We start from the raw sequence: 25,014 nt of genomic DNA, 5'->3' as shown, positions 1-25,014 counted from the left end.
TGTGATATAGCAAGAGAAATTTATAGCGTTTCTAGTCTAGTGAGGTAGGGATTCATCCATATTCATCCATATTCATCCATATTCATCCATATTCATCCATATTCATCTGTGTTCATCTGTGTTCATCTGTGGTCGAATAATTCTTGTAGTACCTATTGAGAAGGGAATCGCTATATTTAGGAAAAATCTTCAGTAATAGAGGGTGAGCAAAAATTTACAGCAAATCCATAAATTGATCTCGCCAGAGATGAAAACAAGCCCAACCCAGAGACAAAATGATCATACCACTGAGTAAAGCACCCCAAATTAAACCCAAATCTGCTGATGTTCCTGATAAAGTAATCTGACGCAAACTTTCAATAATCGGTGATAAAGGATTCAACACCAAAAATTGCTTGATGTGTGGGGGAACAATAGCGGCTGGGTAAAATATAGGACTACTAAGCCAAATCACAAATACAACTAACTCATAAAAGTAAGGTAAGTCTCTAAAAAATACATATAATCCACTAACAAGAAATCCCACCCCTGTAGAAACTAACACTAAAGCTAAAAACGGGAAGAACAGCGCCAGCACATTGACTAAACTCTGGGAATAAATGAAAGTAATCACTGCCAACACAGGCAGTACTCCTACTGAAAATTGAAAGACATTTGAGGTAATTATAGATACAGGAAATACACTTGATGGCAGAGAAATTTTATTCAAAAGTGAGCCATTATTGACTATACTACTTAATGCCTGAGAAGTGGAAGCCGAGAAAAAATTGATCACCACCAGTCCGGTAAAGGCTGCCAATATATAGTTGAGGATTGAATCGTCGTAATAGGATGCAAACGCTGTGCCAAAAATAGCCGAGTACAAACCTGTCATCAGTAATGGATTCAATAGCGACCAATAAACCCCAAAAAACGAGCCTCGATAACGGACTTTTAAATTCCGCGATACCAAAACGTTCAGCAATTCCCAATAGCGGCGCAGTAGCAACCCAGTAAAATTAGTTTTAAGTGAGATTTTCATTCTTAAAAAATACCATACACGCTTGATTTTTTTTAATGAATTTATTCTTTGTTAGTCCTCAAAGGCGGACATCCCTGTGGTTCGCGGTACACAAGGGCGGGCATCTTTGCCCAGAAATTCCTTTGGGAATCACATTACACGAATATTGATCAAAATTAGCGTCAAGTCTGGAACGAAAAAGATATCGAGAGGCTCAGATCCCCGACTTCTTCAAGAAGTCGGGGATCTATCTGATCTATATGGCTTAGATTAAGCGCCTACGGATTCTTTGGCTGCATAAAGCACTTCGGCGTTAATCTCTTTGAAGCCTCTCTCACGGGCAAATTTCTCGGTGTTGCGTTTGACTTTACCTCGCACAAATCCGGGAATTTTGTTGAGTTCGGCTTGTCCATCTTTCGACCAACTCAGGTCTGAGTCGGCTGATATTCCTTTGGTGATTACTTCTTTGGTGTCGTGTCCACCGAAGATTTCTAAGAGGTGATCTTCCATTCCCAAGGTGAAGGAGTTGTATATCAAGTCTGTGATCTGATTTGTTCCTTCGTAACCTAAAAATGGTTTGTATCCTATGGGGAAGTTCTGGACGTGTATGGGTGAAGCTATGACTCCACAAGGAATGTCTAAGCGTTTTCCTACGTGGCGTTCCATTTGTGTACCGAATATGGCTGAGGGTTCGACGCGGGCGATCGCATCTCCAATTTCTCCGTGATCGTCGGTAATCAGCACTTCGTCACAATATTCGCTCACCTGTTCGCGGAACCAGTCTGCATCATATTTACAGTAGGTTCCCGCCCAAACTACGTGTATCCCCATTTCTCTAGCCAAAATCTTGGTCATCGCCGCAGCGTGGGTATTATCCCCAAAGACTACGGCTTTTTTACCAGTCAAGTTTTGACAGTCGATGGAACGGGAGAACCACACAGCTTGAGACACGTTCAGGGTTTGTTCGTTGATGAATGCTTCGTAATCAGCTTCAGCGCCTTGGGCGTTAATTACCTGCTGAATTTTACGGATACATCTGGCAGTTTCTACTACACCCATTGGGGTAATATCTACACAAGGTATACCGAATTGTTCTTCTAAGTAAGCCGCAGTGGCTAAACCTAGTTCTCGGTAAGGAACCAGGTTAAACCAAGCTTGGGGTAATTTCTTCAAGTCATGAACCGAAGCACCTTCAGGAATGATTGTATTGATTTCAATTCCTAAGTCAGCCATGAGGCGCTTGAGTTCGGTGCAGTCGTGGTTGTTATGAAAACCAAGGGTAGAATTACCTATAATGTTAACAGAAGGTTTGGCGGTTTTACCTTCTGGTAATTCGCCCCGCTTCCGGGCTTTTTCAATGTAGTATTGCACGATTTGGTGCAGTGTGCGGTCTGCGGCTTGCAATTCGTTAAAGCGGTAGTGGTTGACATCCGCTAACATGACATCGCCTTTGGCTTCTAGCTGCGCCCGTTCGACAAAGTTGTGTAAGTCTTCTTGCAGAATGCTAGATGTACAGGTGGGAGTTAACACAATTAAATCTGGGTGTTCTTCTGCATCTTTGCGGGTAATATTATCTACTACCTTTTCTTGAGAACCCCTAGCTAAAACGTTGCGGTCAACTACACTGGTGGTTACTGGGGTGAAGTTTTTCTCCCGTGATAACATGGAGCGCATGACGTTGAAGTAGTCATCGCCTAGTGGGGCGTGCATAATCGCATGGACGTTTTTAAATGAACTCGCGACTCGCAGTGTGCCGATGTGGGCTGGCCCTGCATACATCCAGTAAGCTAATTTCATGAATGTGTTCTCCCTTTGCAACTGAAATAACTATAAGTGCTTGATTATGAAATCGCTTCTGATTGTCTCAAATGTTGGAGTCAGGATGAAAGGGGAGTTTTTGCTGATTGAGTTGGTAATTAATGGCTGAAACTGAGTCACTGATTGGGGTTTAGCTTTTGTTTTTAACAATATTCATGTTGTTTAATTAAATAACTCTTAATGATTGGACAAGTATTTTTATCATTTTTTGTTGATTGTTAAATTAATGCTAAGAATATTTTGCACCTAGTACAGCATGGCGTAAGTAAACCAACCATTCCCAGTTGATGAAAAGCCAACCTCGAGAATAAACTTTTTGACTTTTGACTTTTGACTTTTGACTTCCGCCCTGCGGTTATACTGGGGTGGGATTGCAGACTACTTGTTTAATTAATCGTCCGTCTTCCATGTGAATTATCCGGTCTGCTATGTCTAAGATGCGGTTGTCGTGTGTCACCATTAAAATGGCACAATTCTGTTCTCTGGCTAGTTGTTGCATGAGGTTGACTACATCACGCCCGGATTTACTGTCTAAGGCTGCGGTGGGTTCATCTGCTAGGACTAATTTTGGTTGACTAACTAACGCGCGGGCGATCGCTACCCGTTGCTTTTGTCCTCCTGAGAGATCCGATGGATAGTAATTTACTCTATCTTCCAATTTTACAGCGTTGAGCATAGCTTCTGCTTTCCGGTGTGCTTCTTTTGAGGAGATGTTTTTGTGTAACTCCAGTGACATTTGGACGTTTTGTCGGGCTGTTAAAAAATCTAATAAATTATGAGCTTGAAAAATATAGCCAATATGACGACGTACTTTTACTAATTCTTCATTGCTAGCTCCATAAAGTTCTTGTCCTAAAAATTTGAGACTTCCATCTTGAATAGAACGTAAACCACCAATTAAAGTCAGTAAAGTTGTTTTTCCTGAACCTGAAGGTCCCGTCATAATGACAATTTCTCCAGGTTGAATGGCTAAATTAATATCAAACAAAATCTGGAGTCTTAAGGCTTTCTTTCCCAAGTATTGGTTAAGATTCTCTATTTTTACAATATATTGTTTCTTAATCTGCCGAGATAGGAATTTATCTGCGTCCATCTGCGTTCATCCTCTTCTATGGGTGGTTAATGCTTTCGGGGATTAAACCTCACCCCAACCCTCTCCTTACTAAGGAGAGGGAGGAGGAATATATTTTAATTACAGGTATTTTCACCACGCGGTAGGGGCGCAAGGCCTTGCGCCCTGACCACAGACGTAGTTCAAATACATGAAAACTGATATAAGCAAGTTAAAAAATATCTGCGGGGTCTACATTTCGGAGCTTGTTTGTAGAGAAAAATCCAGATACTAAGCACATAATTATGGCTAGGGAAAATACAAAAATTGCTCTTTCTGAATTCATGGTTACAGGTAAATTAGTAGCATTTTTGGCTATATCATATAAACCTAAAGATATGGCAAAACCTGGAACATACCCTAATGATGCTAAAATTATAGCTTGTTGGAAAACTATACTCAAAAGATATTTATTTTTAAACCCCATAGCTTTGAGTGTGGCATATTCAGCTAAGTGATTAGAAATATTACTATAGAGAATTTGATAGACAACAATCACACCGACAACAAAACCCATAGTCACCATGAAGTTAAACACAAAACCAATAGGTGTTCTCAGCGCCCAATAGTCTTTTTCTAATTTGATAAAATCCTCACGAGAAATTACTGTTACATCTTTAGGTAAGTTGGCGGTTAAATTTGCTAAAACTTTTTCAGGATTAGCGCCTGGTTTAAGCTTAATTAAACCTATATCTATATCTTGTACAGAACGCTCTTGAAATATCCGCAGAAAAGTGGAGATGCTCACTATTAAATTTCCATCTACTCCAAAGGAGGGACCTAAGCTAAATAAGCCGCCAATTTTAACTTTGTAACCAACTAAGCCAATATAGCTAAATATTTCAGCTTGTACAGGGTTTCCTTGCTGAAAATTTTCAGCAAGGGGTCCAAATTCTGGGCGAGATGCGCCGTCAAATAAAACCTGATCAGGAAGTTGTAGTAAATGCAGGTTTTGCTGAATGTTTGGCAAGTTGATAATTGATTCTACTGGATTAAAACCCAACACATATATTGGGTATTTAAAACCAGTTGTTGGATTCTTGAGTTTAGCAAACTGGATATATAAAGGGCTAACTGACTCCACATCTTCAAATCCTAAAAGCTGGTATAAACGCTGACGAGGAAAGTGTTGATTGGATGTTAGAGATTGATATTGAATACTAATTAAAAATAGGTTTCCATCTAGATTTTTATGCAACTGTGTAGCACTTGCATAGAGAGCATCCTGAAAACCAATTTGCAGAAACATCAGCACGGAGACAAAAGCAATTCCAGCTAAAGCGACAATAAAGCGCAGTTTTTGTTTGACTAATTGTAGCCATGCTACAGGTATATTGAGAATCATTTAGCGAACCTCAAATGTAAAATTCTTAATTTGCTTTGTCTAAAAACCTTTCCTTTGCTATATGTCAATTAGGACTTGCACTTGTAAGTCGGTTAAAGTCGTAACTGCTTGGTTTTCAGGTAGCTGATCGAGCCGGATTTTCACATTAACTACTTTGTTATCTGTATTCACTTGTGGATTGAGGTCAAAAATATTTTGTCTACTAACTTGCAAACCAATATCTGTGACTTTTCCGCGTAATTCTCCGGTAAAAGCATTGCTAGTAATCATGGCTGACTGTCCTAGACGCACTTTTTGAATGTCAGTTTCATAGACTTCTGCAACCACATACATTTGTTGTGTGCGTCCTAATTCTGCTATACCGGCGTTGCTAATAATTTCTCCTGGACGAGTATTAATTTTCAGCACTTGGCCGTCGATAGGCGATCGCACTGAAGTTAAATCCCAATCGGCTTGGGCTTGTCTGACTGAGGCGATCGCACTCTCAACATCAGTTTGTGCTGCTTGGATATCAGTAGGACGGACTTCCGCAATACTTTCGAGTCTAGCTTCAGCTTCCTTTAACTGCTTTTGCAGAGTTTCTACAGTCCGCTTGAAAGCAGCCTCAGCTTCATTGAGCTGCTGTCTGACAGTATCAACTCGCAACTGCTTAGTCTCAAAACTTGAAGCTGAAATTGCACCTTCTTGATATAACTGTTGATATCGTTGATTTTCACTCTCTGCATTCCGTAACTCAGCTTCTAAACGAGCGATTGTGGCTTGTTGTGCCGAAGTTTCTCCCCTCAACTGAGCTTCTAGACGAGCAATTGTCGCTTCTTGTGCAGAGATGTCTCCGGCTTTGGCTCCGGCTTTTACCTGATTCACAACAGCTTCAGCAACTAGAACCTGTTTTTGAGCTTTTTCTAAGGCTGCAAGCCGAGTGTAATAACTGTCAAGAATTGCCACCACTTGCCCTTGAGACACCCAATCCCCTTGATTAACCAAGAGTTTTGCCACCCGAACCCCAGCTTGGGAATTAGCAGCAGATAAACGAATGACTTCGCCTTGAGGCTCTAAACGCCCTAAAGCAGCAACAGCAGCTTTAGTAGGGGAACTGCTGGGTGTAATTGGAACTTCCAATGTCGAAGTTGAACGATTTCGTGAAAAGCTGTAGAAAGAAATTGTCCCAGTAGCTACAGCTAAAGAAATTGCCAAAATTATCGACAACTGATTTACAGGTTTGGTGAATAACTGCCTTTCTTTGGGTATCATAATTACTTTTTTCTAAGTTAGAGATATCTAGCTACAAGTAACTCCCGAAATTTTGGATATATACTTCTTGGGGTTTGCTGAAAAAGTGATTTGTCAGGACAGGGAACAGAATTTATATTTGTGAAAATATAGCAGAGGAGCAAAAAAGTAGTTATCAATCCGCTATGCGGAGTCATTAGTCATGAGTTTTTCCCCCCAGGAGGGATATGATTTGAACAGAATCCTTAATCATTATCAGGGTATGCATCCCCAACAACGAATGACTAATGACTAATGACTAATAACTACTTACTTGTTTAGCACTGCCTCTTGTTGATTTTTCAAAATTGCCAAGTATTCACTACGTGTTCCATCTATTCGGTAATGGTCGCAAATTTGGCAAAGTTTCAAAATATCCAATCGGCTGAATAGTTTTTGATGCTCAATTTTGTTATCAGTCCTCCACCGCCAAAAAGTTGTCCGATCAATGCGGCGATTACTCTCAGGCCATCTTCGTCGGGATAAGAAATCTACTATTTCTTGTTCATAAAACGAGTAGCCTTTTGGCAACTTTAGAAGTTCTTCTCTTAACTCAATTAGCGGTATGAGTGGATCTAACTCAGATAGTCTCATGCCAGCAATCCCTTATAGTTTCGTGTCAGTCTAATTATGTAGAATGCTTGATACAGCACGGTTTGATTATATGCAATTGCATTGTCATCCTGCGTAAATATCCATAGAAAATTAGAGCATTCAGTAAGCTTATGTCTCTGTATTAATCTACTTAGAAATTTCACAGGATTTAATTTATTTTTATATCATATAGAATAAACTTCTTGATACTCAATTGCAACCCATACGCAACATATTTGATGATAAATAATCGGCAAACTGGCATAGACAAACTCTATAAATAAGTTATGACGGGCAACCATTTTTTCTTCATTTATTTGGGGATTAATTTGATACATAATTAATTAGTTATATTTTTGAATCCTGGCTATATAGCTATTAGTAACTAAAATTACATTTCCACACAAAAAAACATTAATAATTAGCTTAAGCTAATTTAATATACAACATTTACAGCAATTTTAATGTAAATAAACTCTAACTTTAGATGCACAGCAATATTCCCTATAACAGATGTAGTTCAAATAAATGAAAACTGTTGTATCGGCTGCTATATTGTCAGACTAATGCTCCTTAGCTAGAAGGTTTGTAGACATTTTCTCACAAAGTCTTAATGTCTATATAAGCCTTATGATCTTTTTGACAATAGCCCCTATTTTTGCAATTCGGCTTTAAAATAGAATCAATCTTTAGGCAGATGGAAAAACTAGTACCGCAAGGCGTTCGTCAAAAGTCAAAAGTCAAAAAGCTTTTACGTTGGGCTTTTGAACCTTTTGAAAGGGTATCCATATTTACGCCGCAGTGTACTATAGGACTCCTATTTGATTTCTGTTGGCGTAGCCTGCGCTTTGCGCTTACAACTCAAAAAGCTGTTTCCCACGGACCACTCCCCCGGTTACTGAGCGCAGTCGAAGTAACTCCCCACGGACCACCTACGCAAGTAAGTATGGCTACGCCACGCAAGCTATCAAAAATCAAAGCGGATTACTATAGTTAGATCAATCTATTGATCAAAGGTTGATATTTTTGATACGTATATTTGTAATGATGTGCAACTATAAAACTTGGTAAATCAACTAAAAAAAATCTTATCAAAAAATACGAAAAAGAAAATATGTGCAATTTATATGCAATTCATTGAAATATAATTTAACTGTATGACATACTAGGAATTCATACTTGAAATAACTATTGAACTAATAGTTATCGTCCTCTCAAAGAGCATAGATAAAATGAGATTACAGCGATTCATGCTCTCGTTACCAAGTTTTGATAATCAGAGATTAATTTTTCATGCCGCTCGCCAGACTCTTCGGAAAGCGGAGATGGCACGCCTGGCGGTGCATGAATGGCTCAATCAGCATGATTTTGAGCTAGAAGAATGGAAAAATAAAACCGCCTCTGAACTTGGTATTACTATTAGTGAGCTAGAGCAAAAATTATTAGTTGCTACTCAAAGACAGGCAACGAATCGAAAAAAACATGACCATGCTGATTCAGAAACTAATTCTTGATCCAGTTAGCGATGCCGATGCATAACCGTATTAATATACCCCAGCAATCCCCGTTGATCAGCATTTCCTCTAGGTAATGCATATCGAGTTGCATATAAGTTGCAATCGAGAATCAACCAGTCTAATATATTTGCAATTGGCAAATTAATAGGATGATATGCATTAGGAACAGTTTCCGACATCAAACTATTCCTCAGCCAGTTGTGAAATAACTTATAGTCCATGCAACTTTCCATATAAAATCACAATTGATTTGCCAAGAGCTATTTTGTACCTCATAGATTATTTTCAATTCTCTGATTTATAGAGAGAAATTTTCAATGTATCTACATTTCACAAGCAAAATAATGAAATTGAAGTCATGGCTGCTTCTAAAATTGAAGCTGAATTAGAACAATTGCAAGATGAGATCAGCAATTGTGAAAATTCTCTGCTGAAGCTAATACAGGGGAAAAAAATTATGGTGAGAAATGTACCGCTAAAGACTAGCGAAATAAATACACAACTGCAAAAGACCAATATTGCCATAGTCGGCATGGCTTCTATATTTCCGCAAGCCAAAAACTTACAGGAATATTGGGAAAACATAATTCACAAAGTTGATTGCATTACTGATGTTCCGCCTTCGCGTTGGAGCATAGATGATTATTACGACGCTAACCCCAGAACACCTGACAAAACCTACTGTAAACGGGGCGGATTTATCCCAGATGTCGATTTCAATCCGATGGAATTTGGTTTACCACCTAATACCTTAGAAGTTACAGATATTTCTCAGTTGTTGGGTTTGCTGGTTGCCAAATCCGCCATTGAAGATGCTGGCTATGGTGAATCTCGGCAGTTTAACCGCGAACGCACTGGTGTAGTATTGGGTGTGGCTGTGGGTAGGCAATTGGCCTTACCACTCAGTTCCAGAATGCAGTATCCCGTTTGGGAAAAAGTTCTCAAAAGCAGTGGCTTATCTGATGAAGATACGCAAATCATAATTGAGAAAATCAAAAGCGCATATGTGCAGTGGAATGAGAACGCCTTCCCAGGGATGTTAGCTAATGTCATTACCGGACGAATTGCCAACCGCCTAGATTTGGGGGGAATGAACTGTGTAGTCGATGCGGCCTGTGCTAGTTCCTTGGGTGCGCTGAAAATCGCCATTAGTGAGCTTGTTGAGCATCGGTCTGATATGATGCTGACTGGCGGAGTTGACACAGATAACACCATTATGGCTTATATGTGTTTCAGCAAAACCCCGGCTGTTTCTCCCAGCGAGAATGTCAAACCATTTGATGCCGATTCTGATGGGATGATGTTGGGTGAAGGTGTGGGGATATTGGTACTGAAGCGCCTGGAAGATGCCGACCGAGACAATGACCGCATCTATGCAGTTATCAAAGGTATTGGCAGTTCCAGCGATGGTCGCTATAAAAGCATCTATGCACCTCGTTCAGAAGGTCAAATCAAAGCTTTAAATCGTGCTTATGAAGATGCAGAATGTTCGCCTGCAAGTGTGGGTTTAATTGAAGCACACGGTACTGGCACTCTAGCAGGAGATCCCACTGAATTTTCTTCCATCAAAGCAGTTTTTGGCGAAAACAATCCCAAGCAACAACATATTGCTCTAGGAAGTGTAAAATCACAGATTGGACATACAAAAGCGGCTGCGGGTGCGGCGAGTTTAATTAAAACTGCCTTGGCTCTGCATCATAAAGTATTACCACCCACCATTAACATTACTCAACCCCACCCTAAACTGAATATTGAAAGTTCTCCGTTTTATTTAAATACCCAAACCAGACCTTGGATTGCTACCGATGACGAACCCAGACGGGCTGGGGTCAGTGCTTTTGGCTTTGGGGGGACTAACTATCATGTGGTTTTGGAAGAATACAAACACGAACACAACCAGCCTTATCGCATACATAATAGTTTTCAGTCGATATTGATATCAGCTAAAACACCCGCAGAGTTGTTATCACGTTGTGAAGAAATCCAACAGCAACTACAATCTGATGCCAGAGAAAGGCATTATGCAGAATTAATTGCGGCTAGTAACGCTTTAGAAATACCAATTACAGATGCCAGAGTGGGGTTTGTGGCTAATTCTCTGACTCAAGCTGGGGAATTGTGGCAAAAAACCATTGATTTGCTGAAAAACAAGCTAGAAGCAGAATCTTGGGAGCATCCCCAAGGAATTTACTACCGTAAAACTGGCATCAGCACAGAACAGAAGGTTGTGGCTCTGTTTTCCGGTCAAGGCTCACAATACTTAGAAATGGGTCGGGAACTGGTAATTAACTTTCCTTGCCTCAGACAGACTTATGCTGAGATGGACAGGCTTTTATGCCAAGACGGTTTACAGCCTGTTTCCGAGGTTGTATTTCCGAAGCCTGTATTTAATGAGGAGCAAAAAGCAGCCCAGATGTCAGCTTTGCAACTGACAGAATACGCACAGCCAGCCATTGGGGCTTTTAGCGTGGGTTTGTACAAGATTCTACAACAAGCGGGCTTTAAAGCAGATATGGTCGCCGGACATAGTTTCGGAGAGCTTACCGCTTTATGGGCTGCGGGGGTTTTGAGTGAGGAGGATTATTGCTTCTTGGTGAAAGCTAGGGGTCAAGCTATGGCTACACCTCAAGATTCTCAGGTGGATAATGGAACCATGTTGGCGGTGAAAGGGGATGTGAGTCTGGTTAAAAAACTGATTGAAGATTTCCCTCTGGTGAATATTGCTAATTTGAATTCCCCTCAACAAATGGTGCTGGCGGGGACAAAGGCGGAAATTGCCAAAGTTGAAAAACTGCTGACGGCGAAAGGGTTCCATACGGTATTGCTGAAAGTTTCCGCAGCTTTTCATACATCCCTAGTGGCTTATGCTCTGAAACCTTTTGCTAACGCTATTGAAAGGGTGAGTCTGGAACAGCCACAAATCCCGGTTTACACCAATTTTACAGGGACTCCCTACCCCAATCAGGCAAGAGTTATTCAGAATATTCTTAAAGAACATCTGGGAAGTCAGGTGTTGTTTCAAGAGGAAATTGAAAACATTTATGCTGAAGGCGGTTATTGCTTTGTGGAATTTGGGCCGCGAAATACTCTGACTAATTTAGTTAAGGAGATTCTTGGCGATGCCTCCGGCGGGCGTAGCCATCGCTCTCATATAGCTGTAGCATTAAATACTAATCCTCAAAAAGATAGCGATCGCACTCTACGAGAAGCTGTTGTACAATTGCGTGTCGCTGGTTTACCTCTTTTCAACCTAGACCCCTACCAACAGTCCCGTCCAATTCCAGCAGATCCTCAAACTAAAGTCTTGAATGTTCGCTTAAATAGCACCAATTATGTTTCGGACAAGACGAAGCAATTGTTTGAAAACGCTCTACAAAATGGACATCAAGCAAAATTGCCCGTTAGCAACCCTAAGAAATCAGCAACACCAGACGTTTTCACTTCTGAGACTTTGGGTGGCGAAGCCATACCTACAGAAAAGGTAGCAGTCAATGGTGGGACTAAATTACCTACAGAAAAGGTAGCAGTCAATGGTGGGGCTAAATCTATGAAAAACAGGCAATTAGACGAACGGTATACCAAGTCTACACCAAGCAATCCCGAAGCATCTGTTAATTACCAAACAGCGATAGATAACTTAGAGTACACCCTAATCGAATTCAATCGCCATCAACGCCAGATTTTGCAGGTTCATGAACAGTCTTTGAAGCATCAAACAGAATATACCAAAACCTTCTTCGGGCTGATGCAACAACAGCATATCTTGTGGGGAAATGGTAAATTCATTAAGCAACAACCGCAAAGCCAGCAACTTGCTATCTCCAGTTCAGAGCGCAGCATCATGCGGTTTCATGAGCATCAAGCTGACAGCCTCCGCATTCATGAGCAGTATCTGAACTATCAGCAAGAATATACTAATAACTTTTTCCAATTAGTTCAGCAAAATCAACTGCCGACCTCTGATGATACCACTCAAAACAGTTTGATTCCGTCATTCAAATATGAAGATAGTTCTACTATTCCTGTATACCCAGAATATCAGCCTGTTGCAGTAGCCACAGCCGATGCAGTTGCTACTGAATCTGAGCCAGTTTCAACAAATGGTAACGGTAATGGTAACGGCGCACATCATCAACCAATACCAATTTTAGATATCACTGCGCCCCAGGAGAATCAAACTGCAACTCCAACCATAGTAGCTGCACCACCAGTAGAGCCAGTAGAAATTGATGCAGCTACCCTCAGCCAAACCCTGCTCACCATCGTCAGTGATAAGACAGGCTACCCCAGCGAAATGTTAGAGATGTCGATGGACATTGAAGCAGATTTGGGGATTGATTCTATCAAACGTGTCGAGATTTTAGGAGCATTATTAGAAATATACCCCGATTTACCCCAGCCAAATCCAGAGGAACTAGCACAGCTACGCACCCTCGCTGAGATAGCTGAGTATATCAAAACTTTAGCACCAGAAAACTCAGGAGCGCCTGCAACCATCAAGGAGGTATTAGAAGCAGAACATCCAGAAGAAGAGACAGCAATATCTCCTTCAGCCTCCCCAACTGTTTTACCCTCTGCAATTCCAGACAATCTCAGCGAAATACTGCTCACCATCGTGAGTGATAAAACAGGCTATCCCAGCGAAATGTTAGAGATGTCGATGGACATTGAAGCAGATTTGGGGATTGATTCCATCAAACGTGTCGAAATTCTGGGAGCATTATTAGAGCTATACCCCGATTTACCCCAGCCAAATCCTGAAGAAGTGGCTCCACTGCGTACCCTCCAAGAAATAGTTGATTACATAGAACAGACGGTAAAAAAAGCAGGGGAGCAGGGGGAAGAAGCAGGGGAGCAGGGAGCAGGGAGCAGGGGGGAAAGAGTAGGGAATAGTTCCTCTTCTCAGAGCCACTCGCTAATTCGCCGCAGTCCCGCCAAACTCAAATTTCTTCCAGAACCTGATGTTTTAGATTTCACCTTACCTGCACAGCATATTGCTTTGCTCACCGATGATGGTTCTGTCACTACTACGAAATTAGCTGAGGCTTTAAGCCAGCGTGGCTGGAAAACCGTTGTTTTAAGTTTTCCCGAAAGCCTGATTGGTAAACAATCGCCTTTACCTGACAGTATTAATCGGGTGGTGCTGACAGATTTGAGCGAGGAGCATTTGCAACAACAGTTAAATGCGATCGCCTCTGAATATGGTAAAATCGCCGCATTTATTCATCTCAATCCTTCAAGTCTGCAAAATACCAGTAACCATGTCTGCTATCTAGAAACAGAAAAATCTCTCCTGCGTCACGTCTTTCTCACCGCTAAATACCTCAAAGAATCGTTGAATCAAGCAGCCGAGTCAGGACGCAGTTGTTTCTTCACTGTGGCTCGTCTGGATGGCGAATTCGGACTAGGACAAAAAACTAACTTTGGCGCGATTAGTAGTGGATTGTTCGGATTGACCAAAACTGTCAACCAGGAATGGGAACCTGTATTTTGCCGAGCCTTAGATATCAGTCCTGATTTAGATGCTCAAACTGCGGTAGAGCATATCCTCGCTGAACTTCACGACTATAATCGATTGGTTGTGGAAGTGGGATATAGTTCACAAGGACGCACAACGTTAATCTGCGAACCAGAATCAAATGATATTTTTGATTCCCCAATCCCCAATCCCCAATCCCAAGTATTTCTTGTCAGTGGTGGTGCAAAGGGGATAACGGCTAAATGTGTGATTGAACTAGCACAGCGTTATCAATGCAAATTTATTCTCTTGGGTCGTTCTGCTGCTGAACCGGAACCTGTATGGGCGGAAGGCTACGTTGGCGAAGCGGAATTGAAAAAGCGGATTATGGAGGATTTCGTCGCTAAAGGGGATAAACCTACACCTGCAATGGTGCAGAAGAAATTTAAAACTATTGCATCCAGAAGGGAAATAGCCGCTACCTTAGAAGCCATTGAAAAGGCGGGTGGACAAGCAGAATATTTGAGTGTGGATGTTACTGATGCGATCGCCCTTTCTCTGGAAGTTGCTAATGCAGTTGAGCGTTTGGGTGCAGTCACAGGTATTATTCATGCAGCCGGTAATCTCGCTGATAAGCGAATTGAGAAGAAAACACTCCAAGATTTTGAAACAGTATACTCTGCTAAAGTTAAAGGTTTAGAAAACCTGCTGCGGTGTATACCAGCTAGCCAACTGCAATATTTAGTTTTGTTTTCCTCGGTGGTGGGCTTTTATGGCAATGTGGGACAATCTGATTATGCGATCGCTAATGAAATTCTCAACAAATCAGCCCATCTGTTCAAACGCAATCATCCTAATTGTCACGTGGTCGCAATTAATTGGGGTCCTTGGGATAGTGGGATGGTATCTCCAGAACTAAAAAAAGCCTTTGCTGAACGAAATATCGAAGTAATTCCCCTGAAAACTGGGGCGCAGATATTAGTTTCCGAACTGGAACAAAAAAATCACCCAACTACACAAGTCGTAATTGGTAGTCCCCTTGTCTACACCCCAGGCGCATTAAACCCAGAGTTAAAAAGCTTTCGTATCCAGAGGCAATTAACATTAGCAGCAAACCCATTTTTACATGACCACGTAATTGCCGGCAAACCAGTTCTTCCCGCCACTTGCGCCTTTTCCTGGATTGCTAATACCTGTGAACAACTCTATCCCGGATATAAATTCTTTAGTTGCCAAAACTTCAAAGTTTTGAAGGGAATTATCTTTGATGGTCAACAAGCAAATGAATACACTTTAGATTTAGTAGAAACTTCTAAATCTGATGACAATGAAATCGCATTTCAGGCTAAAGTATGGAGTAATCATTCCGGTAAAATCCGTTATAATTTCAGTGCCAATATCAAATTACGGCGGCAAATTCCAGTAGCTCCCACTTATGAGTTATTTAACCAGGAGCGAACCAACCCCGATATCAGCACATCATTCTATCAAAACGGAGCATCAAGTTTATTTCATGGTTCGGCTTTCCAGGGCGTAGAAAGTGTTTTAAATATTAGCCCTGAGACAATAACAATAGATTGCCTAGTGCCGAAAGTAGAAGAAACAAAACAAGGACAGTTTCTAGTCCAAACATTCAACCCTTATATTGTTGATGTTCAGATTCATGCCCTGTGGATTTGGTCTCAATATTATCACCAAGTAGGTTGTTTACCTTCAGAAATACATAACTTTGAGCAGTTCGCAGAACTCCCATTTGGTGAAAAATTGTACATTTCTTGCGAAGTTCAATCAAAGACCAACTCAGCAATAGTTACTAATGTCATAACACACGATGCCCAAGGGAAAATATATACCCGAATGATGGACGCTAGAGGCATTGTTTTACCCCAATAATTAGGAAATATTTAAGCCTAATTCTCTCAGAAAACTTCGGACTCAACACACAGCCGACAATGCGCCGAAATAACAACAAAAGGAATAAATTCGGCGCATTGATTCATCAAATAATCAGATTAAAACACATTTATAAATGCCGTTTTACACTAGAATTTTAGGGATAGGGTAATGGAAGAATTAACAGAAAATCAAATACCTAAAATAGCAATTGTCGGGATGGACTGCTATTTAGGTGGTGGCTGCCAAGGATTAGATACTTTTGAACAGAGCATTTATGAAGGAAGGCAACATTTTATTCCCCTGCCTGACCAACGATGGCAACGAATAGAAAAGCCAGAAGAACAACTGAGAAAATATGGTTTTGACAATGGAAAAGCACCATTAGGAGCATACATTCAAGATTGGCAAATTCCCGCAGAATCAGGGGATAAATTTAATCCTCAAAAACTTTTAATGCTTCAGGTAGCTGATAATGCTTTAAAAGATGCGGGTATTTATCCAGGGTCAAAAGTTGCAGTAGTAATCGTTAGGGCTACAGAGCTTGAACATCCAGAAATCGAGAATACCCTGGCTAATGATGTTTCTCAAAACTGGAATTTTACTGGAGCAGCATTAATATTAACTGCTGAACAAAGCTCTGTTTTTAAAGCCTTAAAAATGGCACAAAAACTACTCACTAAAAAAGAAGTAGATGCTGTTTTAGTCGGTGCGGTGGAGAAATCGGGAGATAGTGCGAGTGTTTTACTCCGCCATCAAACAACCGCAATTAATACAGGCGTAAATACTCTCAGCTACGACGAAAATGTTAATGGCTGGATAGTAGGTGAAGGTGCAGCCGCCATTGTCTTAAAGCTCCACGAAACCGCAAAACAAGATCATAGCCGCATATATGCAGTAATTGACGCGCTCAGTCTTCTAGAAAATGCCAAATCTCAAATTAACTCAATTCCTACTGTCATAGATGCAGAAACCATCACCCAAGCTTGTCAACAGGCTTTTCAGTTAGCAGATATTAAACCCACAGACATTGGCTATTTAGAAGTTATTGGTAGTGGTATTCCATCACAAGATGAGTCAGAAATTCGGGGTTTGCTGCAAGCTTATCGGACTTCTGACGCAAATCTTAGTTGTGCGCTGGGTAGTGCTAAAGCTAATATTGGTCATACCTATGCGGTATCGGGGCTGGTTAGTATACTTAAAACAGCACTTTGTTTATATCGCCGCTATATTCCCGTAGTTCCCCAGTGGTCTAGTCCCAAAATGCCAGAGATTTGGCAAGGTAGCCCCTTTTATGTGGCGGCGGAATCCAAACCCTGGTTTTCCGATACAAGAATAGCTGCTGTTAACGGTATGGAGGGAGATGGGAGTTATGCACATTTAATTTTATCAGAGGCAGTCGGTCAGCAAACGCATAGTAACAGCTATTTAGAGCAAATTCCTGATTATTTGTTTGCGATCGCAGCTGATGATCAAGCCAGTTTATTAGAGCAGATCCATACTCTACAACAAACTATCACTGATTGCTCCTCTCTTAAAGCAGCTGCTGGCGAAACTTTTAGAGCTTTTCAAAAGCATCAAAAACCAACTTACACACTATCTATTCTCGGACGCAATCAAGATGAATTGATGCGGGAAATTCAGCGCTCTTTCCAAGGAGTTAATATTGCCTTTGAAACAGGTAAAGACTGGCAAACTCCTGTAGGCAGCTATTTCACAGCCAAACCACTAGGCAAAGACAATGATATCGCTTTTGTTTACTCTGGTTCTTTCAATGCTTATGTTGGTATCGCCCGGTATCTCTTCCGCTTATTTCCCCAAATTTATGATGACTTGGTAAATAGAGGAATTTACAAGCGGGCTGCTAGTGTAGAGAAATTGTTTTATCCCAGAAGCTTGAAGAAAATCTCCAAAAGGCAATTGGAAACCATTGAACAAAAATGGATGGATGATCCCGTAACATTACTGGAATTTGAAGTATGCTTTACCGGATTCATGACTGCAATTCTCCAAGATTATTTTCAAATTAAGCCCCAAAGTGCATTTGGATATAGTCTGGGCGAAATTAGCATGATGTTTGCTCAGGGTGTCTGGACTAACTTTAACCAAGGTAGTCAAAAATTGACTTCATCATCTTTGTTTAAAACCAGGCTGGCTGGCCCCAAAGATGCCGTGCGTGAGTATTGGAAATTGCCTCAAAAGGATAATATTCCAGACGAAGATATTTGGCATAACTATGTTATTTTATGCCCAGTTTATCGGGTTAGAGAAGCCATAAAATCAGAAAAGCGCGTGTATTTATCTCTGATAAATACACCAGAAGAAGTTATCATTTCTGGGGAACTACAAGCCTGTCAGAGAGTTATTGAAGACCTTAAATGTGTTGCTTTTCCTACTCCTCTCAAGCACGTAATTCATTGTGAGCCAATGCGCTCTGAGTATGAGGAAATCGCCAAAATCAACACTTTGCCTGTTGAAAACGTCAAAAACACTGTTTTTTATTCCGCCGCAGAATACAAACCCATTCCTCTTGATAGTAATTCTATTGGTAACAATATTGCCCAAACTCTATGTCAAGAGCTTGATTTTCCTCGGCTAGTTAACCGTGTCTACGATGATGGTGCTAAAATCTTTATTGAAGTAGGAGTTGGTGGTAACTGTTCACGATGGATTAGTAAAACACTCCACGACAAAGAACACTTCACAGTTTCTCTGAATAGAAGAGGGATAGATGATCATATTTCTATTATCAGAGTATTAGCAAAGCTGTTGAGTCATCGAGTTGAGATGGATTTGTCGCCACTGTATTCTCTCTTACCGACAAGCTTTAATCAAAATCAATTAGCAATGGAAAGTATCACCTTCGATAGTCATCAAACTGATGACATATTTCTGAGGGAGAATAACCGGGAAAAATTCAAAGCAGAATTTTCCACCTCATCAGTTAATTCTTCTGTTCGGCAGTATGAACTATTGCAATTTAGTGAATTTGCACAACCCACATATTCTGAGAATAAAAATTTAATGGTAACTGAGCCAAAAGGTATTATGATTAACTTAATCGCTGAGGATTTTAGTAATAAAGCTTCTACGGTCTTGCTGCAAGATTTACCTCCACGCACACCCGCAGGCGATCGCAGTATTTTACTTGAAGACGAATCATCAGATGAACCTGTTTTCATCACAGAAGAAGAAAATTGCCAAAGCTTATTACCTAATGATTACATAACTGATAGCTTTGTTAGCAAAAACCAGCTACCTAATTTACGTAGTTCTCACTATCAAAAGCTGTTCCAGAACGCTTCCCGGATGACCGAAACCCACTCTATATTACTAGAATTCCGACAAGAATCACTACATCAAATCAGCGCCATAATACAGCAACAACTAGAGTTGTCCCAAAACTTATTTGACGAATCAAGCCATTGAATTTAGCAAAGCATTCCATCAAATTAGAACGAATCAATTTGGCAACCCTCCTCGGATATTTACGTCGCTAGCCTGTGGAAATGTCTAACGGCGAACGGGTTCAAAAACTAGGCAACCTTTTACTTGATAACTATAAATCCCCTGGGACTAAACACCGAAAAACTAAAAATTCAAAAACAAAAAATCGATGATTAATAATAATATTCGCGACCATAAGCGCGGCAATTCACTGTTAAAACTTTCCAATCTCTTTGTCAGCAACAATCAATATTGGCAAGGTTCTTTAAATACCATATCTTTTGATGGAAATGGCATAAAAGCTAAACTACTTAACTTAGATAAACCTTGTTATATTATTAGAGTTGAAGATAAAATTGGTGTCAGTAACGAAGGAGAATCGCTTCATTCCCATAATGGGAAAATAGGGCAAGCAGAACTGTTAATGTCTGTTCCAGCTATGCAGATTCAACAGTTAGGCGATCCAAATTTTCTAGATTTCCACAATGTAAAATATGCCTATACTGCTGGTGCAATGGCTCATGGTATTGCCTCAGAAGAATTAGTAATTGCTCTTGGCAAAGAGAAAATTTTAAGTTCATTTGGTGCTGGAGGTTTATCTCTTGACCGTGTTGAAGCAGCCATCAACCGTATTCAGCAAGCCCTACCCCAAGGCCCTTACGCTTTTAACTTACTCCACAGTCCTAGTGACCCTGTTGTTGAACGCGGTGTCATTGATTTATATCTGAAATATCAAGTCAGAACAATAGAAGCATCTGCCTTCTTAGATTTGACCGAGAACATTGTCTACTACCGGGTTGCGGGACTAGGTTTGAATGCCGCCAATCAAATCGAAATCAAAAATAAAGTCATTGCCAAAATTTCTCGCCGAGAGGTTGCCACAAAATTTTTACAACCTGCTCCTTTCAAAATTCTCAAAAACTTAGTACAGCAAGGTCTCATCAGTGAATTACAGGCAACTCTAGCTGCAAAAATTCCCATGGCTGATGATATTACCGTAGAAGCAGATTCTGGTGGTCACACAGATAATCGTCCTTTGGTTTGTCTATTACCATCCATTCTGGAATTAAGAGATCAAATTCAAGGCCAATATGGTTATGAAAGACCAGTCAGAATTGGAGTAGCCGGAGGAATTGCCACTCCACAATCAGCCTTAGCTGCCTTTATGATGGGCGCTGCTTATGTTGTTACTGGTTCCATTAACCAATCCTGTATTGAAGCTGGAACTTCTCAATATACCAAACAATTACTAGCTCAGGCAGAGATGGCTGACGTGATGATGGCTCCAGCCGCAGATATGTTTGAAATGGGAGTAAAACTGCAAGTTCTCAAAAGAGGAACTCTCTTTCCTCTACGAGCGCAAAAATTGTTTGACTTATACAAAAATTATGATTCAATTGAAGATATACCTTTTGCCGAAAGAGAAAAACTAGAAAAACAAGTTTTTAAAACTAATCTAGATGTGATTTGGCAGGAAACAGTTAATTACTTATCTCAGCGTAATCCTGATAAATTGCACAAAGCAGCCAACAACCCCAAGCTGAAAATGGCTCTGATTTTTCGCTGGTATCTGGGATTATCTTCTCGTTGGTCTAACTCTGGTGAAAAAGGTCGGGAAATTGATTATCAAATCTGGTGTGGCCCTGCTATGGGAAGCTTCAATAACTGGATAAAAGGTTCTTACTTGGCAGATTTAAATAATCGCCGAGTCCTTGATGTTGCTAACCAAATTATGACTGGCGTGGTATTTTTATACCGGATGCAAGTTTTAAAAATTCAGGGATTAGAAATGCCAACTTACTACAGTACATATCACCCAGTTCATTTTAACTAAAGGAGTAAAATTACATGAATATTGTCAAAATTAATGACCGAATTACCAGAATTCAAAATAGGCTTTTTGAGCAGGCACATACTCAATCCTTAGAGTTAAAACCTGTCGCTATAGCGCTGAATAAGCAGGGAATTAAAGAAGGAAAACTTTACTGTAATCCAGGAATGATTCCTTTACCTATGCCATTTTGTGAGTATTTACGTTCTCTAAATACCAGTCAAAAGTCAATTTTATCCGCAGCATTCCTTGCCAACTTCTATAAGTATGTTGCCAATAGCGAATCTCAAGCTATTCCATCTAATATGAGTGTGTCCGAAAAACTTTTTGCCCCATACTCAGACGAATATATGATTCTTCATCAGGAAACAAATGAAGAATTGGATCATATTTGGTCTTTCCGAACTATACATAGTATGGTTTGTCGAGAAATCGGAATTCAAGACTCGTTTGATGAGCCGGGCTTTTTTTATGGTAGTTTCCGCCCTATACCTCAATCTGATTGGGAAAACTTAGATACTAGTTTTAGTTTTGATGTAGACCTGAGCGAAACTTTATCTTATCTAATGAAAGGTAAAAGTTTTCTGAATAAGCTAGTAGAGCAGATGGAGTTACAAAATAAGAATTGGCTATATCGAACTTTACGGTTTATCGTTGGGGACGCTGTGAGGATGCTACCCGATGAAATAGTTCAAGACAATGGATTAGGTAGTTTATGGTTACTGTACCGATATATGGCTAATGTCGAGTTAAAACAAGCCGAAAGCTATTTATTCGACGACCCAGAAAATTTTGCATATGATCCATTAGCTTTTGAATTAAATCATGCTCACATAACAGATGAAGCCCGCCATTACACAACATCTTTTGATTTAGGGTTTGAACTATATCAAAAAGCTCCTCCAGAGGCTCAAAATTTCATTCGGTATGCGATGCAAAAAATTGTCGAAGACTACATTAATGCTTCTTTTACAACTTACCTGGAGAAGTTAGACCTCAATAAGCAAGGAGTCATATTAACTGACACTAGATTGGGGCTTAATTCACTCCGTATGTCTTTACATCATCCTGAATTCATTCATAAGCAGGTAGATATAAATAAACTCATTCATTCTTGGAGAGATATGAGCTTGAGTTGGCGAAAGATCATTGGTTCTTTAGAACAAAAGAGTTGGCGTTACAGAGCGCAGCAGATAGCCCGTCTGGTTCAAGCACTGGAACTTGAATTAAATCAAGAGCTTCTAGGTAATCGCTATGACCGTTACCAGGATGCTTTAGAAGCTAAAGAAATTCAAAGACTTATTGAAGTTGCTTAAAAGTTGTTGCATCTGTTAACCCAATTTAATGATTCCGAGGAGTTGAGAAATGATAGCATCTATTCATTTTGAAGATGACCAAAAAACAGTTCAAGTCGAAGCAAGCCAACCCTTAACGAAGATTTGTGATGAGCATCCGGCTTCAATCTTATTTGGTTGCCGCAGTGTTGCCTGTGGAACCTGCCTGATAGAAGTTATGAGCGGGATGGATAATCTTTCTCCCATTAAAGACGAAGAACGAATTTTACTTGATATTTTGGTTCCAGACAATCCCAATCTTCGTCTAGCTTGTCAATGCGTAGTGCAGGGTGATATTCGTATTCGAGTAGCTGAATAAAGCAGTAGCGAAAGCTAACACTTTATTCTCATCTCCCTGACCTTGTACTTTTTTAAAAGTATTACCAATTGGGAACGCATAAAACTATGAAAACATCGAATATTTTACCAAGTCTCACTCAACAGAGTGTTCAAGAATCAGTCGAAAATGCCAGAAATCTGGGATGCCTTGAGCAGGCTATGGAAAACTTAAATAGCCGTGCTAAAACCTGGAACATAGTCACTATTAGTCGCATCAAAGGGCCTCTCAGTGCTGAAATTCTCAGACAGGCTTTAGATATAATACAGCGTCGCCACCCTCGACTTAATTCTCGGATTATTTCTTCTACAAACAGACTCTGCTTTCAAACTGAAGGAACAACAAAGATTCCTGTGCGTGTTGTGGAGAAATTTGCTCATGAACAGTGGCAACAAGTTGTTGAAGCAGAGATGAACCAGGCAATTGATAGTAGCAAATGTCTGATGCGAGCCGTACTTGTTCATATCCAGAGTCACAGCCATGAAAATTACCTCATTACAACAGGACATCATGCCGTTGGGGATGGTTTATCATCTATTCGGCTGCATTCAGAAATCTTGACTTATTGTCAGCAAATTTTTTCTGGAAACCTAATTAACCCAGTTACTACTTTACTCCCACTACCACCTGTAGAAGAACTATTACCTAGATGGACAAAGAAGTTTAGAGGACAAATAAGCAGCACACTGTTTTTGTTGCAGATGGGGTTACAAAAAATTTGGCATCGACCACAAACATTAGGTTTTGAAAAGTATGTCCCCATTGCCCAACGTCGTTGTAATATTATTCACAGGCAACTTGACCCAGAGTTAACCCAACAGTTAGTTAATACTTGTCGGCAAGAAAATACAACTGTAAACAGTGCTTTCTCTGCGGCAATAATGTTGATAATTGCCAGGAATATCACTAAAAACAAGAGAAAAGCCATCAAATTAAACTGCCTAACTTATCTTGATTTGCGGAGACATATACAGCCCGAAATTAGTGATGATCATATGGCTGTATTAGCTTCATCTATTATGGGATTTTATACCATAAAAAGCAATACATCCTTCTGGGAATTAGCGCGGGAGGTGAAACAAAAGTTTGAAGCTAGTACAAAGCGCGGTGATATCTTTAAGATGATTTTAGTTGCCAAGCATTTGATAGATTTTTCTTTAACCTACCCTAAGCAAGTAGCAGCGACGGTATCTGTATCTAATGCGGGGAGAGTTAATATCCCCAAAGTTTATGGTGAATTTGAACTAGAAGAAATCAGTTTTTTGGGTTCTCATGCTTTATATGCAGGTATGTTTATTACCCATGTTTCAACTTTTCAAGGGAAAATGCTGTTGAATTTTGTGTTTTCCGAGCCTTCAATCAGTCGCAATACGATGGAGGGTATTGTCAATCAATTAATTTCCTATATTTCTCATATCTGCAACTTCAAGGTTCAGCCATCTTCAACTCAAATTTAATCGGGATTTAGCTCGTTTATAACTGCTTATAGATAAAAAAATGATTGCTAACAGAAAGAGTGAACAATTGTATGCTTTATATTTTTCATGTTTGTCAGTTCAAAATTGAACAAAAATTAACAATTGATTGCTGAGATAAATAAGTGATTTCTGCTAACGAAATAAGAGCAGGATCTGTATTTTATTTTCACCGGTATTCCTATCCAGATACTGTTACTTTAAAGGTAAAACAATGAACCAATCTACTCATAATCCAAATGCTATTAAATCTTATAGTGTAGAAGAAATTGAAGCTTGGCTAGTTTCTCAAATTGCTGAACAGTTGAGTGTTCAACCCGATGAAATAGATGTTAAAGAACCTTTAGATAGCTACGGGCTGGATTCAGCCCAGGCGATGATGCTGGCAAATAAAGCAGAGAATTTTTTGGGGTTTAGTCTGTCTCCTATGTTGCTGTGGCATTACCCCACTATTGCATCACTGTCTAAACGTTTAATCGAAGACTTGGAAGGTTCCGAGTCAGAGATATTTCAGATTTAATTACTGATATCTTACACCATTCTCAATAATCATCAGGTAGGAACTGTCCACAACGTATAAATAAG

General features: G+C 40.1%; 16 protein-coding genes. 8 read left to right on the top strand and 8 right to left on the bottom strand.

The annotated features are described in order from the left end of the window. Positions 1–214: 214 nt before the first annotated feature. From NSP_RS06175 to NSP_RS26715, 7 genes are all read right to left on the bottom strand, one after another. Entirely contained in the window at positions 215–1,021 is an 807-nt protein-coding gene (locus NSP_RS06175; RefSeq protein WP_017803900.1) for an ABC transporter permease, read from the bottom strand. Positions 1,022–1,270: 249 nt separating this feature from the next. After that, on the bottom strand, positions 1,271–2,797 hold the full coding sequence (gene bchB, locus NSP_RS06170) for a ferredoxin:protochlorophyllide reductase (ATP-dependent) subunit B (protein ID WP_006195126.1): 1,527 nt from the start codon (positions 2,795–2,797) through the stop codon (positions 1,271–1,273). A 376-nt stretch (positions 2,798–3,173) separates the two neighbouring features. Continuing rightward, positions 3,174–3,911 (bottom strand): DevA family ABC transporter ATP-binding protein, encoded by a 738-nt coding sequence (locus NSP_RS06165; protein ID WP_006195124.1) that lies wholly within the window; start codon positions 3,909–3,911, stop codon positions 3,174–3,176. 190 nt (positions 3,912–4,101) lie between these two features. Further along, positions 4,102–5,274, bottom strand: a complete 1,173-nt coding sequence (gene devC / locus NSP_RS06160; RefSeq protein WP_006195122.1) for an ABC transporter permease DevC — start codon at positions 5,272–5,274, stop codon at positions 4,102–4,104. A 57-nt stretch (positions 5,275–5,331) separates the two neighbouring features. Continuing rightward, positions 5,332–6,525: an ABC exporter membrane fusion protein gene (locus tag NSP_RS06155; RefSeq protein ID WP_006195121.1), complete on the bottom strand. Its 1,194-nt coding sequence runs from the start codon at positions 6,523–6,525 to the stop codon at positions 5,332–5,334. Positions 6,526–6,813: 288 nt separating this feature from the next. Continuing rightward, the gene (locus NSP_RS23920; protein WP_006195119.1) at positions 6,814–7,137 is read right to left on the bottom strand and encodes a hypothetical protein; all 324 of its coding nucleotides are present in this window, start codon (positions 7,135–7,137) and stop codon (positions 6,814–6,816) included. Positions 7,138–7,322: 185 nt separating this feature from the next. Continuing rightward, the gene (locus NSP_RS26715; RefSeq protein ID WP_017803899.1) at positions 7,323–7,475 is read right to left on the bottom strand and encodes a hypothetical protein; all 153 of its coding nucleotides are present in this window, start codon (positions 7,473–7,475) and stop codon (positions 7,323–7,325) included. Positions 7,476–8,387: 912 nt separating this feature from the next. Here NSP_RS26715 and NSP_RS06145 point away from each other — a divergent pair. After that, positions 8,388–8,651: a hypothetical protein gene (locus NSP_RS06145; protein ID WP_017803897.1), complete on the top strand. Its 264-nt coding sequence runs from the start codon at positions 8,388–8,390 to the stop codon at positions 8,649–8,651. A gap of 5 nt (positions 8,652–8,656) precedes the next feature. Here NSP_RS06145 and NSP_RS26710 read toward each other — a convergent pair whose 3' ends face one another. Continuing rightward, on the bottom strand, positions 8,657–8,833 hold the full coding sequence (locus NSP_RS26710) for a hypothetical protein (protein ID WP_006195115.1): 177 nt from the start codon (positions 8,831–8,833) through the stop codon (positions 8,657–8,659). A gap of 179 nt (positions 8,834–9,012) precedes the next feature. Here NSP_RS26710 and NSP_RS06140 point away from each other — a divergent pair, with 179 nt between their 5' ends. From NSP_RS06140 to NSP_RS06110, 7 genes are all read left to right on the top strand, one after another. After that, positions 9,013–16,005 carry a type I polyketide synthase gene (locus NSP_RS06140; RefSeq protein WP_006195114.1) on the top strand — a complete coding sequence of 2,331 codons (6,993 nt, stop codon included), beginning with the start codon at positions 9,013–9,015 and terminating at the stop codon, positions 16,003–16,005. Positions 16,006–16,176: 171 nt separating this feature from the next. Further along, positions 16,177–19,434, top strand: a complete 3,258-nt coding sequence (locus tag NSP_RS06135; protein ID WP_006195112.1) for a PfaB family protein — start codon at positions 16,177–16,179, stop codon at positions 19,432–19,434. Positions 19,435–19,621: 187 nt separating this feature from the next. After that, entirely contained in the window at positions 19,622–21,286 is a 1,665-nt protein-coding gene (locus NSP_RS06130) for a PfaD family polyunsaturated fatty acid/polyketide biosynthesis protein (protein WP_006195110.1), read from the top strand. 14 nt (positions 21,287–21,300) lie between these two features. Beyond that, positions 21,301–22,599 carry a hypothetical protein gene (locus NSP_RS06125; RefSeq protein WP_006195108.1) on the top strand — a complete coding sequence of 433 codons (1,299 nt, stop codon included), beginning with the start codon at positions 21,301–21,303 and terminating at the stop codon, positions 22,597–22,599. A 49-nt stretch (positions 22,600–22,648) separates the two neighbouring features. Beyond that, the gene (locus NSP_RS06120; RefSeq protein ID WP_006195106.1) at positions 22,649–22,936 is read left to right on the top strand and encodes a 2Fe-2S iron-sulfur cluster-binding protein; all 288 of its coding nucleotides are present in this window, start codon (positions 22,649–22,651) and stop codon (positions 22,934–22,936) included. A gap of 179 nt (positions 22,937–23,115) precedes the next feature. Next, positions 23,116–24,411: a phthiocerol/phthiodiolone dimycocerosyl transferase family protein gene (locus tag NSP_RS06115; protein WP_410175079.1), complete on the top strand. Its 1,296-nt coding sequence runs from the start codon at positions 23,116–23,118 to the stop codon at positions 24,409–24,411. Between the two features lie 232 nt (positions 24,412–24,643). Continuing rightward, entirely contained in the window at positions 24,644–24,949 is a 306-nt protein-coding gene (locus NSP_RS06110) for a phosphopantetheine-binding protein (protein WP_006195104.1), read from the top strand. Positions 24,950–25,014: the final 65 nt, after the last annotated feature.

The organism is Nodularia spumigena CCY9414 (assembly GCF_000340565.2).
In the GTDB taxonomy this organism is placed as follows: domain Bacteria; phylum Cyanobacteriota; class Cyanobacteriia; order Cyanobacteriales; family Nostocaceae; genus Nodularia; species Nodularia spumigena.
Note: the sequence above shows the minus strand (reverse complement) of the source record. Positions and strands in the feature narration are given on the sequence as shown.

Bases quoted from the DNA above. Each gene is read 5' to 3' on its own strand.
- NSP_RS06155 (WP_006195121.1), bottom strand. From the start codon at position 6,525: ATGATACCCAAAGAAAGGCAGTTATTCACCAAACCTGTAAATCAGTTG.
- NSP_RS06125 (WP_006195108.1), top strand. From the start codon at position 21,301: ATGAATATTGTCAAAATTAATGACCGAATTACCAGAATTCAAAATAGG.
- NSP_RS06145 (WP_017803897.1), top strand. From the start codon at position 8,388: ATGCTCTCGTTACCAAGTTTTGATAATCAGAGATTAATTTTTCATGCC.
- NSP_RS26715 (WP_017803899.1), bottom strand. From the start codon at position 7,475: ATGTATCAAATTAATCCCCAAATAAATGAAGAAAAAATGGTTGCCCGT.
- NSP_RS06115 (WP_410175079.1), top strand. From the start codon at position 23,116: ATGGAAAACTTAAATAGCCGTGCTAAAACCTGGAACATAGTCACTATT.
- NSP_RS06135 (WP_006195112.1), top strand. From the start codon at position 16,177: ATGGAAGAATTAACAGAAAATCAAATACCTAAAATAGCAATTGTCGGG.
- NSP_RS06120 (WP_006195106.1), top strand. From the start codon at position 22,649: ATGATAGCATCTATTCATTTTGAAGATGACCAAAAAACAGTTCAAGTC.
- bchB (WP_006195126.1), bottom strand. From the start codon at position 2,797: ATGAAATTAGCTTACTGGATGTATGCAGGGCCAGCCCACATCGGCACA.
- NSP_RS06140 (WP_006195114.1), top strand. From the start codon at position 9,013: ATGGCTGCTTCTAAAATTGAAGCTGAATTAGAACAATTGCAAGATGAG.
- NSP_RS23920 (WP_006195119.1), bottom strand. From the start codon at position 7,137: ATGAGACTATCTGAGTTAGATCCACTCATACCGCTAATTGAGTTAAGA.
- NSP_RS26710 (WP_006195115.1), bottom strand. From the start codon at position 8,833: ATGTCGGAAACTGTTCCTAATGCATATCATCCTATTAATTTGCCAATT.
- NSP_RS06175 (WP_017803900.1), bottom strand. From the start codon at position 1,021: ATGAAAATCTCACTTAAAACTAATTTTACTGGGTTGCTACTGCGCCGC.
- devC (WP_006195122.1), bottom strand. From the start codon at position 5,274: ATGATTCTCAATATACCTGTAGCATGGCTACAATTAGTCAAACAAAAA.
- NSP_RS06130 (WP_006195110.1), top strand. From the start codon at position 19,622: ATGATTAATAATAATATTCGCGACCATAAGCGCGGCAATTCACTGTTA.
- NSP_RS06110 (WP_006195104.1), top strand. From the start codon at position 24,644: ATGAACCAATCTACTCATAATCCAAATGCTATTAAATCTTATAGTGTA.
- NSP_RS06165 (WP_006195124.1), bottom strand. From the start codon at position 3,911: ATGGACGCAGATAAATTCCTATCTCGGCAGATTAAGAAACAATATATT.